Source organism: Nonomuraea bangladeshensis, assembly GCF_039529455.1.
Lineage (GTDB): Bacteria > Actinomycetota > Actinomycetes > Streptosporangiales > Streptosporangiaceae > Nonomuraea > Nonomuraea bangladeshensis.
The window spans coordinates 301,668-317,151 of sequence record NZ_BAAAMV010000012.1; the positions used below are offsets into that span (position 1 = coordinate 301,668).

Below are 15,484 nucleotides of genomic sequence, written 5' to 3' on the forward strand. Positions count from 1 at the left end.
TGTACTATCAGGCCGGGAAGTCCTTCGGGTTCACGTGCTGGGTGCCGGCGTTGCCGCCCCGCACCGGGTGCAGGGTCAGCGTGTAGATCCGGGAGGCCGTGGCGGTCGTGTAGTAGCGCAGCCGGTCGTTGAAGCGCTGGTAGGTGGCGGCGCGGGTGAAGCGGTGCCGGGACTTGCTGTAGCGGTAGCCGGTGGTGAAGTAGAGCCGGTAGGTGCCGTCGCGCACGTCCTTGATGCTCGCCGTCGACTTGGCGCGGACGTAGATGCTGATGGCCTTGGTCTTGCCCCGGACCAGGATGACGACGCCGTCGGTGCGCAGACCGTTCTTGATCTTGAGTACGCCCCGGCCGCCGCTGATGCGGTCGAACAGGATGGCGCCGTTGCGCGGGCGGGCCGCGGCCGTCGTGGTGGTGCTCGCCGTGGTGGCGCTGGTCGTGGTGGTGCTCACCGTCGTGGCGCCGGACGGGGAGGCCGTGACCAGGGTGGCGGCCATGGCGAAGGCGGCGATGAGGCCGGTTCGCGGGGCGAGAAGCTTGTTCTTCACGCGAACGTCTCCTTAGGAGGGGGGACATGGTCGAACCACGCCCAACCCTAGAGAACCCAGACGCTCCGGCCCACCCGTTATCACGCTCGGGGCCGGAGTGGTCCTCCGGCCCCGGGCAGCGAGCTCCTAGCCCTCCAGCACCTCGCGCAGCTTCAGCGCGAAGCCGTCGGGGTCGCCCGGCATCCCGAAGGTGTCGTCGAGGAAGCCGCCGTGGTTGCTGGGGAAGGTGACGGGCTCGACGCCGATGCGCTCGGCGACCCCCAGGCCCCCGCGGCAGGCCATCTCCCCCTCCGACTCGGCGCCGACGGCGATGACGATGCGGGTCGAGGCGGCCCGCAGCGCCGCGAAGTCGTGCTCGTGGTGGGTGCAGCTGATGAGGTTCTGTCCGAGCAGGGCGTCGTCGCGGCTGCCGTCGTCCTCGGCCGGCAGCCCGAACATGGCCGGGTCGGGCGCGGGCTGGTCGGCGAAGTCGGCCGGGATCTCGCCCTTCAGCCCGACGATCGTGATGAACTGCGCCATCGCCGGGCCGAACCCGTCCCGCTCGTAGGTCCTGCCGATGCCCTTGATGGCGGCCAGCGCCTGCTCGCGGTCGGGCAGGACCTGGGCGGCGGGCGGCTCGTGCGCGACGAGCGTGCGCACCTGCTCAGGGTGCCGGGACACCAGCTCCAGCGCGTTGACCGCGCCGCCGCTGCTGCCGAAGAGGTCGACGGGCCCGCCGCCGAGCTCGTCGATGATCCGGTGCAGGTCGTCCGCGTGCTGCTCGGGGGTGGACTTCTCGCCGGGCTCGCCGGTCTTGCGGCTCTCGCCGACGCCGCGCGGGTCGTAGGTGACGATCGTGCGCTCCGGCAGCCGCTCGGCCAGCGCGGCGAACCCCGCGGCCCCCATGGGCGAGCCGACCAGCAGCAGCACGGGCTTGCCCGACTCCTCGACGGCTTCGCGCACCTCGTAGTGCAGGACCGCGCCGGGCACGTCAAGGGTGTGGGTCTTGAAGTCTCGCATCATTGCCTCCTATGAGAAACGCTCGCACTCTATGGACCCGCGCTGACAGAAAAACTCATCGGGGGGAGCAAGATTTTTCCAGTCCGGCGAGCGGCTCGTCCAGATATGCCTGGTGCAGCAGTTTCACGAACGCCCCGGGCTCGGGCAGGTCCGCATCGCCGACGCGGCGTACGGGGATGCCGGGCGTCCAGGAGTTCATGACCACGGCCCCGGACAGTCCGGGCAGATCGGCGACGGTGACCTCGCGGTCGGCCTGCGGGACGCCGCTCGCGGCGAGCCGGCGGCGCAGGATCGCCATCGTCACGCCCTCCAGCCGGCCGGCCACCGGCCACACCACGGCGGAGCCGTCCCAGAACGCGAGGTTCCAGATGGTGGCCTCGCTGAGGCGGCCCCGGCGGTCGACGAAGGCGGCGTCGTCGTAGCCGTCCGCCACGGCGCGGCGCTGGAAGTACGCCTTCGCCGTCTCGCCGGTCTGCTTGACGGCGGGGAGGAACCGTTCGTGCTCGGCCACCGCCAGCGCCAGCGGGCCCTCCGGCGGGGTCGCGGGCGGCCCGGTGCGGACCAGGATCCGCAGTCCCGAGCCCTGCTCGGCGGCGTACACGGTGGCCCGCAGCGACAGATCGGGCGGGCCGGCCGTGACGGCCGCCCGCAGGCAGGAGAGCACCCGCTCGTCGTCCAGGTCGCGGCCGAACAGCTCGGCGGAGGCCCGGCGCAGCCGGGCCAGGTGCAGGTCGAGACCGCGTACGCGGCCGCCGCGGACCTGCATGGCGGTGAAGTGGGCGTCGCCGGCGAAGGCGAGCGGGGCGAGGTCCTCGGCGGTCGCCGGGCGGCCGTCGAGGTGCGTGGCCCAGGGTGTCGGCATGGCAAGGAGTTCCTTCCTGGTCGTCCGTGATCCTCGCACAGCCCCGATGCCGTGACCGGATCCGTCCGCATCGGGGCCCGATCCTGCCTTACGGCGGGGCGGCGGCGCGGCCGAGACTGGGTGCGTGAACAGAGCGCTTCTCGTCATCGACGTGCAACAGTCCTTCCTGCGGCGGCCCCTGTGGCGGGCCGCGTACAACCCGGGGATCACCGGGCCGGTCTCCCGGCTGGTGGACGTGGCCCGCGCCGAGGGCGACCTGGTCGTCTGGGTGCTGCACAGCGAGCCCGGCACCGGCGACGCCTTCGACCCGGCGCTCGGGTACGTCCGGCTGATGGACGGCCTGACCCCGCTGCCCGGCGAGGAACGGATCACCAAGACCTCGCACAACTGCTTCACCACCACCAACCTGCAGCAGATCCTCACCCGGCACGGCGTCGGCGAGCTGGTCGTGTGCGGCATCCGCACCGAGCAGTGCTGCGAGACGACCGCCAGGATCGGCAACGACCTCGGCTTCGGCGTCTCCTTCGTCACGGACGCGACCGCGACGACGCCGATCCCGCACCGCGACGCGCCGCCCGGGGCGTCGGTGGAGGAGATCCTCGCCGACCCCCGCACGCTCGGCGTGGAGGCGATCGTCGAGCGCACCGAGTACGCGCTCGCCGGCCGCTTCGCCACGATCAGGACGGTCGCCGAGCTGACCGGGGCGCCGAGCCCGGTAGGCTGACCGGATCGTGACCCGCGTCGCCTTCGTCCTCGTGCCCGGGCTGCACCTGCTCGACCTCGCCGGCCCCGCCCAGGTCTTCTCCACGGCCGGCGACCTCGGCCTCGGCTACACGCTGAGTTACGTCGCCGAGCGCGCGTCCGTCCCCACCGCGCAGGGGCTCACGCTGACGGCGGGGACGACCTGGCCCGAGCCGGCCGCCGGCGACCTGCTCGTCGTGCCGGGCTGGCGGGCGAGCCCCACGCCGGCCGGATGGGGCGAGCTCGGCCCGGCCGCGCTGGACGCGCTGCGCGCCCACCACGCGGCCGGGGGCACGGTGGCCAGCGTGTGCGCGGGGGCCGACGCGCTGGGCCGCGCCGGGCTGCTCGACGGGCGGCGCTGCACCACCCACCACGAGCTGCAGGACGAGCTGGCCGCCTGCTACCCGAAGGCGACGGTCGTGCGCGACGTCCTCTACGTCGAGGACGGCAGGGTCATCACCTCGGCGGGCATCGCCAGCGGCATCGACCTCGCCCTGCACCTCGTCGCCACCCGCCACGGCCCCGGCGCGGCCGCCCGGGTGGCCCGCGAGATGGTGGTCTACGCCCGCCGTAACGGCGACGAGCGGCAGGCCAGCGCCATGCTCAGGCACCGCGCCCACCTCAGCGACGCCGTACACCGCGTCCAGGACCTCATCGACGCCCGCTTCACCGAGCCGCTCCCCCTGTCCGGCCTCGCCGCCGCCGCGGGATGCAGCCCGCGCACGGTCACTCGGCTGTTCACGCGGGCGACCGGCCTGACGCCGCTGGCCTACCAGCAGCTCCTGCGGCGTGAGCGGGCCGAGCACCTGATCGGCCAGGGCGCCACGGTAGAGGCGGCCGCCCGCGCGGTCGGCTTCCAGGACGCCCGCATGCTGCGCCGGCTGCGCGCCCAGCCACGCCCGTGGTAGGGCTTTCCCTACCATCCGTCGGGGGACGGCGGCAATGCCGGGCTCGACGGCCCGTCCCTAGAGTCGGTGACGTACGGTCCGTCGAGCCAGAATCGAGCGACATGACCATGAAGAGGACGACCTTGATCGCAGGCGTGCTGGGGCTGACCGCGACGGCGGCCGGATGCGGGATCGCGGGCCCCGCGTCCCAAGCCAGGTCCTCCTACGAGGTGCCCGGCGAGGTGACGGGACTGCGGGTCGAGGTCGACTCGGGCACCGTGGAGTTGTTGGGCTCGGACCGGAGCACCGTGCGGGTGACCGAGCGGCTTCACTGGCGCAAGAACAAGCCGGAGACCCGCCACGAGGTGCGGAGCGGCACGCTGGATCTCGCCTACGACTGCCCTGACACGTTCGGGTTGGGCGCGGTCGGCGTCGAGTGCGAGGTGAGCTACCGCGTGGAGGTGCCGAAGGGCGTGCGGGTGGAGGTCGGCTCCGACTCGGGGGACCTGACGCTGACGGGGCTGTCCGGCGAGGTGCGGGTGCGCTCCGACTCGGGGACGATCCAGGCCGACGGCCTGGCGGGCGGCCGGGTCACGGCGACGTCCGACTCGGGGGACATGACGCTCGAGTTCGCCGGGCAGCCGGACGCGGTGACGACCGAGACCGACTCCGGCCACACGGTGGTGCGCGTGCCCGCGGGGCCGTACCGGGTGGAGGCCAGGACCGACTCCGGCGACAAGCGGATCACCGCCGCCAACGACGCGTCGGCGCCGCGCTCGATCAAGGTCTCCAGCGACTCCGGCGACCTCGAGGTGCTCACCCGCTGAGCCAGGCCGGCCGGGACAGGGCCATGGTGACGGACGTCCACCACGTCTCCCCCACCTGGACGGAGCCGGCGTGGACCTCCTCCTCGCGGAAGCCGAGCCGCTCGTAGAGCCGCCTGGCGCCGTGGTTGTGCGCGTAGACGCCCAGGGTGACCCGCTCGACGTCCGGGTCGGCGAAGGCGGCGTCGAGTGCGGCGCGGACCAGGGCCTCGCCGTGGCCGCGCCCCCTGGACCCGGGGGCGACGAGGACCAGGCCGAGGCGGAGCGAACGGGGCGTGCCGTCGGGGCGGAGCATGACGTGGCCGACCGGCCGGCCGTCCGGCCCCGGCGCGACGAGGAGCCGGCGGGCGGGGTCGGCGGCGCGGAAGCCGAGCAGTTGCCCGCCGTCGAACGGCCAGGTGAAGCCGGCTTTCCCGGACCACAGGACGAGCGCGTCGCCGCTGTCGATCCAGGAGGCGATCACGGCGGCGTCGGCGTCCGTGAGCGGGCGCAGGGCGGTCATGGCGAAGATCATAGCCGTTTGGGCGGTTCGTGCCCGGGCAGGCCGTATCGCCAGACGGCAGGAGCATCGCCGACCCCCGGGGCGGTCCGGTGCCGTACGCACACGACCGTCCGCCGCCTGCCCGGAGCCGCCCGATGCCCTCCCGTCGTCCGACGCCTTTCCCTCGCCCGCCGGAGCTCGCCTACGTCCTGCCGCTGCGCTGGGACGACGACGACGGCCTCGACGAGCTGACCGCGTACCTGCGCCGCCTGTCCCGGCACGCCGCGATCGTCGTCGTGGACGGCAGCCCGCCCGCCCTGTTCGCCCGGCACGCCCGCCGCTGGCGCGGGCTCGCCGTCCACGTGCCGCCCGACCCCGGCCTGACCTGCGCCAACGGCAAGGTCGCCGGAGTGCTGACGGGCATGCGGCTGGCCCGCGCCGAGCACGTGGTGATCGCCGACGACGACGTACGCTACGACCCCGAAGGGCTCGCCGCCGTCCGCCGCCTGCTCGGCCACGCCGACCTGGTACGCCCCCAGAACTACTTCTCCCCGCTGCCCTGGCACGCCCGCTGGGACACCGCCCGCACCCTGCTCAACCGGGCCGTGGGCGCGGACTACCCGGGCACGTTCGGCGTGCGCCGCTCCTTCTTCGAGCGGATGGGCGGCTACGACGGCGACGTGCTGTTCGAGAACCTGGAGCTGATCCGCACCGTCCGCGCCCACGGCGGGGTCGAGCTGGCGCCACCCGGCCTGTACGTGCGCCGCCTGCCGCCCGCCGCGTCCCGTTTCTGGGGGCAGCGGGTCCGGCAGGCGTACGACGACCTGGCGCAGCCGGTGCGGCTGGCGCTGTTCCTGTCGGTGCTGCCCGCCTGCGCCGCCGCGCTCCTGCGGGGCAGGCCGGGGCTGCCCGCCGCCGGGGCCGCCGTCGCGGTCGCGCTGGCCGAGGCGGGACGGCGGCGCGCGGGCGGCCGGCGGATGTTCCCGTGGGAGGCGTCGCTGTTCGCCCCGGTGTGGATCCTGGAGCGGGGCACGTGCAGCTGGCTCGCCGTCGCCGCGGCGCTGCGCGGCGGGGTCCCGTACGCCGGGCGCAGGCTCAAGGTCGCCGCCCACTCGCCGCGATGGCTGCGCCGTCAGGCGGCGGGGGGCGGGTCCGGCGCGCTGGAGGCGCGGAAGCCGATCGCCTTGTGCGTGCCGTCGCAGAACGGCTTGGTCGACGAGCCCCCGCACCGGCACAGCGCCACCGTGGCCCGCCCCGGGTCGATCGGCTCCCCGTCCTGAGTCACCAGCATGAACGCGCCCCGGACCAGCAGCGGACCGTCCTCGCACGGCGTCACGGTCACCACGTCGTCCTGTACCCCGTCGTCCTGCACGAGCGCCGACTGCCCCATGTGCACCAGCGGAAACGCGGGAACGCACCGGAGGCGGGCATTCTTGCATCAGGCAATGCTCTGCTACGGTGGCTTGCAGGTGAGCCGGGAAGTCTGGTCGGCGTCGTTTCGCCGTGCCCGCAGAGGAAGCTCACGATGACATCCGATTCCGCACACGGAGAGGGCACCTCGTCCCGGGTGCGCCCGTGGGTGTGCGGCACGGTCGTGGTCCTCGACCTGGTCGGTTCGTTCACCGGGCCGGACGTGCTCGTGCTGCGGCGGAGCCTGACGACGGCCCTGGCCCTGCGCGGCGTCCCGCTCGTCGTGCTCAACGCCCGCAGGGCGGGCGAGATCGACGCCGAGGCCCTGCTCATCATCGCCGCCGCCGGGCGGCACGCCCGCGAGGCCGGCGGCCGGCTGATCGTCGCCGCCCAGCCCGAACCGGCCCGGCCGCTCGGCGGTGTGGAGACGCGGGACACGCTGGAGGAGGCGCTCGCCGAGCTGGTGAGGACGAAGCCGTGACCCGGTCTCGGCGGGGCGGCGCGTGCGCGTTCGTCCTCGTTGCCCTTATTGCACTGTGCAAAGATGGACCAGGCCGCCGCGCACCGGTGCAGGCAGGCCGGCAAGACGGAGGAACGTCATGATGCACGCAGACGCGGATGAATCCGGTTTCTCCTGGATCGTCACTCAACAGGGCGGCGTCGCCGTGCTGAGCGCGGCAGGAGATCTGGACCTCGCCTCAGCCGACGAGTTCCAGCACGGGCTGTCGGAGGCGATCGCGCAGGCCGCGCCGCCGCTGGTCGTGGCCGACATGGCCGCGGTGGAGTTCTGCGACTCCTCGGGGCTCAACGCGCTGATCCGGGCCTCGAACGCGGTGGAGTCCGCGGGCGGGCGGCTGGTGCTCAGCGGGCTGCGTCCCCGGCTGTCGCGGCTCCTGCTCGTGACCGGGCTGGACAAGCACTTCCGCACGACCGAGGACGTCGCCGCCGCCGCGTCGCTGCTGACGAGCCCGGACGACGCCAGGACCCCCTGCGCCTGACGGCCCCACCCGTCCCGCGTCACATCGCCGCCGCCCGCCGTGGGCGCGGCACCGAGGCCGGGCCGGGAGGCGGCGTGCGGGGGCGGCCCCGGCCGCCGATGAGCGCCAGGAGGCCGCCCAGCGCGATGATCGCGCCGCTCGCCCAGAGCAGGCTCATGAACGGGTTGACCGCGACGCGCAGCACCGCCGTCCTGCCGTCCTCGCCGGCGTCCGTCACGGAGACGTACAGGTCGTGGAGGAGCACGCTGCGGACGGCCGGGCGGGCGACCGGCGGGCCGCCGCTCGCGGGGTAGGTGGTCAGCGACGGGCGCAGGACGTCCACGATCGTGCCCTCGCGGGCGGCGCTGACCACGGCGGTGACCGTCGTCGCGGCGGCGTGGGCGTCGCGTTCGACCGCTTCCAGCCGTACGGTGTAGCCGCCCGCCAGGACCGATCCGCCGGTCCACACCCGGGCCGTGGCCTCCTCGGCGTAGCCGGAGGAGGCGGCGACGGCGACGGCGGCCAGGGCGATCCCGGCGTGCGCCACGAGCCCGCCCGCGCGGCGCAGCCCCATCGGCTCGCCGCCGGTCCGGGCGAGCAGCCGCCCGGCGACCGCGGCCAGCACGAACGCCGCCAGCCCGAACGCGGCCAGCGCCATGACCGGCGGCGGCCCGGTGAACGCCAGTGCGGCCACGGTGCCGGCACCCACGCCCAGCGGCCAGGCCAGCCCACGCCCCACCCCTGCGGCGGCGCCCCCGAACCGCTCCCCCAGCGCCGTGCCGTCGCGCCACTCCCCCAGCGCCGTGCCGTCATGCCGCTCCCCCGCGGCCGTGCCGTCATGCCGCTCCCCCGCGGCCGTGCCGTCATGCCGCTCCCCCGCGGCGGTGCCGTCGCGCGGGTGGCGGACGCGGGCGGCGGCGCCCATCAGGGCGAGCAGGGCCAGCAGGCCGGGGACCAGGGTCCCTTCGTAGTACGGCGGTCCCGCCTCCGGCCGCTCGCCCCGCAGCAGCTCCACGGCCGGCGGGAGCAGGAGACCGAGCAGCACCGTCCCGGCCAGCACGGCGAGCAGCGTGCAGCCGAGCAGCAGCAGCGGATCCGGGCACGCGGGGTGGCGGGGCTCGCGCCGGGCGAGCAGCGCGCGGGCCCCCACGAGCGTCACCACCAGCACCCCCAGCAGGGCGGCCCCCGCGAGCGCGGTCACCGGCAGCACGGTCACCGGCAGCGCCGTCCCGGGCGGCGTGGCGTCGTTCGCGGCCAGGAACATCCCGAGCGGCACCAGCAGGAACGCGGCCAGCGCCAGCGGCGCCACCCAGGGCCGCATCGCGCGTGACGGGGCCGCGTGCAGCAGCGCGGTGGCCAGCAGCCACGGCATCAGGGCCCCGTTCTCGGCCGGGTCCCACTCCCAGGAGCCGCCCCACCCCAGCGCCCGGTACGACCACCACGCCCCGAGCACGATCCCGGCGGTCAGCGGCACCCAGGCGGCCAGCGTCCAGCGCCGGATCGTCCCGATCTCGGTCCGGCCGGTCACCAGGCAGGCCACGCCGTGGCCGAAGGGCACGGCGAGCGCGGCCGAGCCGAGGTGCAGCAGCGCGCCTGGGCCTGGCCCGTCGGCGGCGGCCGGGACGACGGGCCGCCCGGTGAGGGCGCTGACGGCGAAGAACACGGCGCACACCAGCATGACGGACGCCATCGCGACGGACCGGAGCCGGTCGCCAGGCCGGTGCCGCCGCCCCGCGACGGCGGCGACGCCGGTGAGGGCGAGCAGCCACAGCAGCAGCGACGCTTCGAGCGCCGACCACAGGCTCGTCACCGTGTCGGAGAGCGGCACTCGGTGCCCCTGGTGCCCGCTCGGCTCGTGCCCGATCAGCCCGGCCACCTGGAGCGCCACGGCCAGCGCCGCGCACCCGAGCGCGGCCCGCCCGGCCCGTACGGCGAGGGCCGCGGGACGGCCGCGATGCCAGGCGAGAGCGGAGACCAGCGAGGCCGCCAGCCCGCACCCCAGGGCGGCGGTGCCGAGCGCGGCGGTCACGTTCGCTCGATTCGGCTCGCGGGCACGGCTTCCTCCCGTGACGAGGTCGGCGGGGGAAGCAGTTCCATGATCGCGTCTCGGGCAAGCAGGGACAAGTTTCCCCAGGTCGCTGGCGTGGCGAGCCGCCCGGCCCCGGCATGCGGCCGGTCAGGCGGGGCAGGCTACCGGATGGGGAGAAGCACGCCGGGGGAACGGGGGCCTGATGGGCAACGCCGGGGACACGAAGGGGCGGGCCGCCCGCCGCGACGCGGACGCGCCGCCGGGCGGGCCGTGGCGGCTGCTCGGCAAGCTCATGGAGGGGTTCCTGCTGGGCGTGGTCGTCGTCAACCTCGTACGGCGCACGTTCGCCCGAGGAGAGCGCCGCCGCCCCGGCGGCGGGGTCAGCCGGCGATGATCCCGGCGTCGGAGAGCACGGCGAGGAACAGGCCGGTGCACAGCAGCGCGACCGGCCACACCTTCTGCGAGAGCGCCACCAGGATGCCGGCGAGCAGGGCGACGAGGGCGAGGATGCCGAGGGGGTCCATGGCGATGGTTCCTGCCCGGGAAACGCCTACTCACGCACGCCGTTCTCCTGCCGTTCCCGCGCGGCCAGCCGGGCGCGCTGCGGCTCCACCGTGTACGCGGGATCGTTCGCCGAGGCGACGCCCGCGTGGAAGACGCCGAACCGGGTGCAGGCGGAGCCGGCCAGCAGCGCGGCGCCCGCGACGACGGCGGCGGCCCGGCTGCGGCGGCCGGCGGTCGCGCCGAGCAGTGCCCCCGCCGCCGACAGCACCTCGCCGAGCCGGGCCAGGCGGCCCTTGCCCTGTTTGAGCGGCTCGGCGACCGGGCCGAGCCGGCGTTCCATGCGCAGGGCCGCGGCGGCCTCCAGCGCGGTGCCGAGCAGGGCCGTGCCGCGGGCCGGGCCCGCCTCGGCGAGCGGCGCGGCGAGCAGCCCGAGCCCGCCGGCCGCGGCCATGGCCGACCCGGCGAACAGCAGCGGCAGCTCGCGGTGCCCGTCGTGCCAGAGCGGGACGGCGGTGTCGGCGACCAGCACCGCCGTGTACGTGGCGACCGCCGCCCCGGTCAGCCCTGCCCCGGCGCTCGCGGCCCGGCCGAGGCGCGGGAACAGGCCGGTGACGGCGGTGACCGCGGCGAGCCCGGCCTGCGGGCCGTACGCGCTGAGGATCCAGGTGCCGACGCTCATCGGCGAGGTCACCTTGAACACCCGCAGCATGTTGACGAACCTGGCCGGCTTGCCGAGGTCGTGGATGAGGGCGTAGAAGGAGCCGCCGATCGCGCACAGGGCTCCCACCTTGCCGGCCCGCGCGAGCAGCGGCCGGCCGGTCAGCTCGGCCGCCTCCGCCAGGATCGAGGAGGCGCCCGCCAGGCCGCCCAGGAACAGGTAGCCGGCGATGTCGTAGTCGTGCCACGTCGGCTCGTTGAGCACCGGAAGCCCGTAGTAGGAACGGAAGTCGGCCTCAGGAACCATCGCCCGCTCGCCGCGCCGCCGATCACCCCGCCACCGGCCCTCACGCCTGTCGCGCCGCCCGTCGCCGCGCGGCTCGCGTCCGCCCGCCGAGCCCACGACGGCCTCGCGCTCGGGCCGCAGCGCGAGGTCGTCGTCCATGCGGACGTCGGTCTGGTCGCCCGGTCGGTCCTCGCTCACGTACGGCTCCCCCATGTGGCCGCGGCGATGCCGGCCAGCAGCACGGCCGCGGCGATGCCCGCCTGCCGCCACATCGACGGCAGGTCCCTCGTCGTCACCACCGGGTCCGGCGGCAGCCCGTACACCTCGGGCTCGTCCAGCAGCAGGAAGAACGCGCCCGTGCCGCCGACGCCGTCGTCCGGGTCGTGGCCGTACAGGCGGGCGGAGTCCACCCCCGCGGCGCGCACCTGCTCCAGCCGTCGCGCGGCGCGCTCGCGCAGCTCGTCCAGCTCGCCGAACTGGATGGAGTCGGTGGGGCAGCTCTTGGCGCAGGCCGGCTCCTGGCCGACGCCGAGCCGGTCGTAGCACAGCGTGCACTTGGCCGCGACGCCGGTGCTCTCCCGCTTGCCGATCACCCCGTACGGGCAGGCGGGCACGCAGTAGCCGCACCCGTTGCAGACGTCGTCCTGGACGACGACGGTGCCGAACTCGGTGCGGAACAGCGAGCCGGTGGGGCAGACGTCCAGGCAGGCCGCGTGGGTGCAGTGCTTGCACACGTCGGAGGCCATGAGCCAGCGGAAGTCCATCCCGCCGACGCCGGGCTCCTGGCGGCCGAGCGGCTCGGGCTGCTCGATGAACGCGACGTGCCGCCAGGTGTCGGCGCTCAGGCTCAAGGTGTTGTCGTAGGACATGCCGGTGAAGGTCATCCCGTCGTCCGGGACGTGGTTCCACTCCTTGCAGGCCACCTCGCACGCCTTGCAGCCGATGCAGACGCTGGTGTCGGTGAAGAAGCCCATCCGCTGCGGGTGGGTGGTGTAGCCGCTCGCGGTCGCCGGGTCGGCGCTCATCAGATCTCCATGCCGGTGTGCTCGGTGACGCCCGCCCGGAGCTGCTGGTCGCGGACGAGACAGGTCAGGCCGGGGCCGCGCGGGCGGCGGCCCGGCCGGATGTCGGCCGAGAACGCCTTGACCTCCTGGATGTGGGAGTTCGGGTCGAGGGTGATCGACGACAGCTCGTTGGCGGCGTCCCCCGTGACCACCCCGTTCGGCCCGAAGTGGAACGGCAGCCCGATCTGGTGCACGACCTTGCCGTCCAGGTGCAGGGCGGGCATCCTGCGGGTGACCAGCACCCGCGCCTCGATGGCGTTGCGGGCGGTGACGATCGTGGCCCAGTCGCCGTGCACGAGCCCGCGCTCGGCGGCCAGCTCGGGCGAGACCTCGCAGAACATCTCCGGCTGCAGCTCGGCCAGGTAGGGCACGGTGCGGCTCATCGCCCCCGAGGTGAAGTGCTCGGTCAGCCGGTAGGTGGTGACGACGTACGGGTAGAGCGCCGCGCCGGGGTCGTCGCCGCTGGGGTTGGCGCGGTTGTGCTCGTGCGGGAACAGCATGCGGGCCGGGTTGCGCTGCTGGTCCGGGTGGAGCGGGTTGCGCACCGGCGAGTCCTGCGGCTCGTAGTGGACGGGCAGCGGGCCGTCCACCACCCCGGACGGGGCGAACAGCCAGCCCTTGCCGTCGGCCTGCATGATGAACGGGTCGATGCCGGAGAGCGCGTCGTGGCCGGTGGCGTCCGGGGCCGGCCGGTAGTCCGGCGGCTTGGTGGCGTCGAAGTCGGGCACGTCGTAGCCGGTCCAGCGGCCCTGGGCGGCGTCCCACCAGACGAGCTTCTTGCGCTCGCTCCAGGGGCTGCCGTCGGGCCGGGCGGAGGCCCGGTTGTACATCAGCCGCCGGTTGTCCGGCCAGGCCCAGGCCCATTCGGCGGCGATCCAGTTCTGCTCCTCGGCGGGCTTGCGGCGGGCGGCCTGGTTGACGCCGTCCTTGTAGACGCCGCAGTAGATCCAGCAGCCGCACGAGGTGGAGCCGTCCGGCTTGAGCGCGGAGTAGCCGGGCAGCGGGTCGCCGTGCTCGTCCCAGCCGTTGATCTCGGCGAGCACGGCCTCGGCGACCGGCTCGCCATGGTCACCCTCGACCGGGTAGTCCCAGGTGAGGTCGAGCACCGGCGCGTCCATCGGGTCGGTGGAGCCGGCCAGTTTCTCCCGGATGATGCGGCCCAGGTGGTACATGAACCACAGCTCGCTGCGGGCGTCGCCGGCCGGTTCGACGGCCTGGTGATGCCACTGCAGCATGCGGTTGGTGTTGGTGAAACTGCCGCTCTTCTCGGTGTGGGTGGCGGCGGGCAGGAAGAACACCTCGGTGCCGATGTCCTCGGTGCGCAGCTCGCCGGTCTCGATCTCCGGGCCGTCCTTCCACCAGGTGGCCGACTCGATGAGGCTGAAGTCGCGCACCACCAGCCAGTCCAGGTTGGCCATGCCGAGGCGCTGCATCTTCGCGTTGGCCGAGCCGACGGCGGGGTTCTCGCCGAGCAGGAAGTAGCCCTTGCAGGAGCCTTCGAGCTGGGCCATCACGGTGTCGTACGTGCTGTGGCTGCCGGTGAGCCTGGGCAGCCAGTCGAAGCGGAAGTCGTTGTCCGCGCGGGCCGACGGCCCCCACCACGCCTTCAGCAGGCTGACCAGGTAGTTGGGCATGTCGGCCCAGTAGCCCTTGTGCGCGGCGTCGGCCATGAGGAAGGCGTTCAGCGTCTCGTGCCGGTGGGCGTGCGGCATCGGGATGTAGCCGGGCAGCAGGTTGAACAGGGTCGGGATGTCGCTGGAGCCCTGGATGCTGGCGTGCCCGCGCAGCGCCTGGATGCCGCCGCCGGGCCGGCCCATGTTGCCGAGCAGGAGCTGCAGGATGCAGGCGGTGCGGATGAACTGGGAGCCGTCGCTGTGCTGGGTCCAGCCGACCGCGTAGACGAACTCGGCGGTGCGCTCGGGCCCGGAGTTCTCCGTCAGGTGGCGGCACACCTGCTCGAACAGCTCCGGCGGGATGCCGCAGGCGCGCTCGACCAGCTCCGGCGTGTAGCGGGCGAAGTGGCGCTTCAGCACCTGGAAGACGCAGCGCGGGTCGGTCAGGGTCTCGTCGCGGCGCGGGGTGCCCTCCATCGAGTGGCCGATCGCGCCGTGCGTCTCGGAGCCGCCGGCCACGTGCTCGTCGTAGTCGGTGTCGTAGGCCTCGTCGCGCCGGCCGGAGGCGGCCACGGTGAGCATGCCGTCGTACTGCCAGGTCTCGCTGGAGTAGTGGCGGTGGGTCGCGTCGAAGCCGGAGAACAGGCCGTCGAGGTCCTCACTGTCGCGGTAGTCCTCGCGCAGGATGGTGGACGCGTTGGTGTAGGCGAGGACGAACTCGCGGAAGTACAGCTCGTTGCTCAGGACGTGATTGATGATCCCGCCGAGGAAGGCCACGTCGGAGCCGGCCCTGATGGGCACGTGCAGGTCGGCCAGCGCGCTGGTACGGGTGAAGCGCGGGTCCACGTGGATGATCACCGCGCCGCGCGCCTTGGCCTCCATCACCCACTGGAAGCCGACCGGGTGCGCCTCGGCGAAGTTCGAGCCCTGGATGATCACGCAGTCGGAGTGCTGGAGGTCCTGCATGAACGTGGTCGCGCCGCCGCGCCCGAACGACGTGCCGAGCCCGACCACGGTGGAGCTGTGGCACACGCGGGCCTGGTTCTCGATCTGCACCACGCCGAGCGAGGTGAGCAGCTTCTTGATGAGGTAGTTCTCCTCGTTGTCCAGCGTGGCGCCGCCCAGGCTGGCGATGCCCATCGTGCGGGCGGTGCGCTTGCCGGCCTTCTCCCACTCCCAGGTCGCCCGCCGGGTGCCGATGACCCGGTCGGCGATCATGTCCATGGCCTGGTCGAGGTCGATCTCCTGCCAGTCCGCGCCGCCCGGCGGCCGGTAGAGCGCCTGGTACAGGCGGCTCTCGCCGGTGGTGAGCTGGAGCGTGGCCGCGCCCTTGGGGCACAGCCGGCCCCGGCTGACCGGGGAGTCGGGATCGCCCTCGATGTGCACGACCCGCTCGTCCTTGACGTAGACGTTCTGCGCGCAGCCCACCGCGCAGTACGGGCACACCGACTTGACCACGCGGTCGGCCGTGGCCGTACGCGCCGTGAGGTGGTCGGTGCGCGCCGACCGCACCGCCACGCCCCGGCCGGTCCGGTCGGGGCCGGTGAGCTGCCGCAGGAGCGGCCAGGAGCCCAGCCCGCCAGGTAGCTTCCCAGGTAGCTTCATC

At 74.1% G+C, this 15,484-nt stretch carries 16 protein-coding genes and 1 pseudogene; 7 read left to right on the top strand and 10 right to left on the bottom strand.

The window, feature by feature from the left end; all coding sequences use genetic code 11:
- Window positions 1-7: 7 nt before the first annotated feature.
- The 3 genes from ABD292_RS38715 to ABD292_RS38725 form a co-directional block, all read right to left on the bottom strand.
- On the bottom strand, window positions 8-544 hold the full coding sequence (locus ABD292_RS38715; protein WP_344216487.1) for a hypothetical protein: 537 nt from the start codon (window positions 542-544) through the stop codon (window positions 8-10).
- A 126-nt stretch (window positions 545-670) separates the two neighbouring features.
- Window positions 671-1,546 carry an alpha/beta fold hydrolase gene (locus tag ABD292_RS38720; protein ID WP_344216489.1) on the bottom strand — a complete coding sequence of 292 codons (876 nt, stop codon included), beginning with the start codon at window positions 1,544-1,546 and terminating at the stop codon, window positions 671-673.
- Window positions 1,547-1,598: 52 nt separating this feature from the next.
- Window positions 1,599-2,405 (bottom strand): aminotransferase class IV family protein, encoded by an 807-nt coding sequence (locus ABD292_RS38725; RefSeq protein WP_344216491.1) that lies wholly within the window; start codon window positions 2,403-2,405, stop codon window positions 1,599-1,601.
- Between the two features lie 124 nt (window positions 2,406-2,529).
- Here ABD292_RS38725 and ABD292_RS38730 point away from each other — a divergent pair, with 124 nt between their 5' ends.
- The 3 genes from ABD292_RS38730 (at window position 2,530) to ABD292_RS38740 (ending at window position 4,860) form a co-directional block, all read left to right on the top strand.
- Window positions 2,530-3,129, top strand: coding sequence for a cysteine hydrolase family protein (locus ABD292_RS38730; protein WP_344216493.1), 600 nt, complete (start codon window positions 2,530-2,532; stop codon window positions 3,127-3,129).
- Window positions 3,130-3,136: 7 nt separating this feature from the next.
- Window positions 3,137-4,054, top strand: a complete 918-nt coding sequence (locus tag ABD292_RS38735; RefSeq protein ID WP_344216495.1) for a GlxA family transcriptional regulator — start codon at window positions 3,137-3,139, stop codon at window positions 4,052-4,054.
- Window positions 4,055-4,155: 101 nt separating this feature from the next.
- Window positions 4,156-4,860: a DUF4097 family beta strand repeat-containing protein gene (locus ABD292_RS38740; RefSeq protein WP_344216497.1), complete on the top strand. Its 705-nt coding sequence runs from the start codon at window positions 4,156-4,158 to the stop codon at window positions 4,858-4,860.
- Here the strand turns inward: ABD292_RS38740 and ABD292_RS38745 are convergent.
- Window positions 4,850-5,359, bottom strand: coding sequence for a GNAT family N-acetyltransferase (locus tag ABD292_RS38745; protein WP_344216498.1), 510 nt, complete (start codon window positions 5,357-5,359; stop codon window positions 4,850-4,852). The two genes, ABD292_RS38740 and ABD292_RS38745, sit on opposite strands and share 11 nt — an antisense overlap.
- 134 nt (window positions 5,360-5,493) lie before the next feature.
- Here ABD292_RS38745 and ABD292_RS38750 point away from each other — a divergent pair, with 134 nt between their 5' ends.
- Window positions 5,494-6,618, top strand: coding sequence for a glycosyltransferase family 2 protein (locus ABD292_RS38750; RefSeq protein WP_344216500.1), 1,125 nt, complete (start codon window positions 5,494-5,496; stop codon window positions 6,616-6,618).
- Here ABD292_RS38750 and ABD292_RS49080 read toward each other — a convergent pair.
- Window positions 6,582-6,728: pseudogene (locus tag ABD292_RS49080) on the bottom strand (hypothetical protein); the annotation flags it as partial. The gene ABD292_RS38750 and the pseudogene ABD292_RS49080 overlap by 37 nt on opposite strands.
- 135 nt (window positions 6,729-6,863) lie before the next feature.
- Between ABD292_RS49080 and ABD292_RS38755 the strand changes: the two are divergent.
- Window positions 6,864-7,229, top strand: coding sequence for a hypothetical protein (locus tag ABD292_RS38755; RefSeq protein WP_344216502.1), 366 nt, complete (start codon window positions 6,864-6,866; stop codon window positions 7,227-7,229).
- Window positions 7,230-7,347: 118 nt separating this feature from the next.
- Window positions 7,348-7,746, top strand: a complete 399-nt coding sequence (locus ABD292_RS38760; protein ID WP_344216504.1) for an STAS domain-containing protein — start codon at window positions 7,348-7,350, stop codon at window positions 7,744-7,746.
- A 19-nt stretch (window positions 7,747-7,765) separates the two neighbouring features.
- On the opposite strand, the gene ABD292_RS38765 is transcribed toward ABD292_RS38760, so the two are convergent.
- On the bottom strand, window positions 7,766-9,754 hold the full coding sequence (locus ABD292_RS38765) for a cytochrome c-type biogenesis CcmF C-terminal domain-containing protein (RefSeq protein WP_344216506.1): 1,989 nt from the start codon (window positions 9,752-9,754) through the stop codon (window positions 7,766-7,768).
- A 202-nt stretch (window positions 9,755-9,956) separates the two neighbouring features.
- Here ABD292_RS38765 and ABD292_RS38770 point away from each other — a divergent pair, with 202 nt between their 5' ends.
- Window positions 9,957-10,148 carry a hypothetical protein gene (locus ABD292_RS38770; protein WP_344216508.1) on the top strand — a complete coding sequence of 64 codons (192 nt, stop codon included), beginning with the start codon at window positions 9,957-9,959 and terminating at the stop codon, window positions 10,146-10,148.
- Here ABD292_RS38770 and ABD292_RS38775 read toward each other — a convergent pair.
- The 4 genes from ABD292_RS38775 to fdh are packed head-to-tail and all read right to left on the bottom strand — an operon-like array spanning window position 10,135 to window position 15,483.
- Complete coding sequence (locus ABD292_RS38775) at window positions 10,135-10,278, bottom strand: FXYD domain-containing ion transport regulator (protein WP_344216510.1); 144 nt, start codon at window positions 10,276-10,278, stop codon at window positions 10,135-10,137. The genes ABD292_RS38770 and ABD292_RS38775 overlap by 14 nt on opposite strands.
- Before the next feature lie 26 nt (window positions 10,279-10,304).
- Window positions 10,305-11,360, bottom strand: coding sequence for an NrfD/PsrC family molybdoenzyme membrane anchor subunit (gene nrfD, locus ABD292_RS38780; RefSeq protein WP_371247580.1), 1,056 nt, complete (start codon window positions 11,358-11,360; stop codon window positions 10,305-10,307).
- Window positions 11,361-11,395: 35 nt separating this feature from the next.
- Complete coding sequence (locus ABD292_RS38785) at window positions 11,396-12,226, bottom strand: 4Fe-4S dicluster domain-containing protein (protein WP_344216514.1); 831 nt, start codon at window positions 12,224-12,226, stop codon at window positions 11,396-11,398.
- Complete coding sequence (fdh, locus tag ABD292_RS38790) at window positions 12,226-15,483, bottom strand: formate dehydrogenase (protein WP_344216635.1); 3,258 nt, start codon at window positions 15,481-15,483, stop codon at window positions 12,226-12,228. The genes ABD292_RS38785 and fdh overlap by 1 nt, the downstream gene beginning before the upstream one ends.
- Window position 15,484: the final 1 nt, after the last annotated feature.

Coding starts and splice junctions, on each gene's coding strand:
- ABD292_RS38720 (WP_344216489.1), bottom strand. CDS start 1,546: ATGATGCGAGACTTCAAGACCCACACCCTTGACGTGCCCGGCGCGGTC.
- ABD292_RS38725 (WP_344216491.1), bottom strand. CDS start 2,405: ATGCCGACACCCTGGGCCACGCACCTCGACGGCCGCCCGGCGACCGCC.
- ABD292_RS38740 (WP_344216497.1), top strand. CDS start 4,156: ATGACCATGAAGAGGACGACCTTGATCGCAGGCGTGCTGGGGCTGACC.
- ABD292_RS38745 (WP_344216498.1), bottom strand. CDS start 5,359: ATGACCGCCCTGCGCCCGCTCACGGACGCCGACGCCGCCGTGATCGCC.
- ABD292_RS38750 (WP_344216500.1), top strand. CDS start 5,494: ATGCCCTCCCGTCGTCCGACGCCTTTCCCTCGCCCGCCGGAGCTCGCC.
- ABD292_RS38755 (WP_344216502.1), top strand. CDS start 6,864: ATGACATCCGATTCCGCACACGGAGAGGGCACCTCGTCCCGGGTGCGC.
- ABD292_RS38760 (WP_344216504.1), top strand. CDS start 7,348: ATGATGCACGCAGACGCGGATGAATCCGGTTTCTCCTGGATCGTCACT.
- ABD292_RS38770 (WP_344216508.1), top strand. CDS start 9,957: ATGGGCAACGCCGGGGACACGAAGGGGCGGGCCGCCCGCCGCGACGCG.
- ABD292_RS38775 (WP_344216510.1), bottom strand. CDS start 10,278: ATGGACCCCCTCGGCATCCTCGCCCTCGTCGCCCTGCTCGCCGGCATC.
- nrfD (WP_371247580.1), bottom strand. CDS start 11,360: ATGGACGACGACCTCGCGCTGCGGCCCGAGCGCGAGGCCGTCGTGGGC.
- ABD292_RS38785 (WP_344216514.1), bottom strand. CDS start 12,226: ATGAGCGCCGACCCGGCGACCGCGAGCGGCTACACCACCCACCCGCAG.
- fdh (WP_344216635.1), bottom strand. CDS start 15,483: ATGAAGCTACCTGGGAAGCTACCTGGCGGGCTGGGCTCCTGGCCGCTC.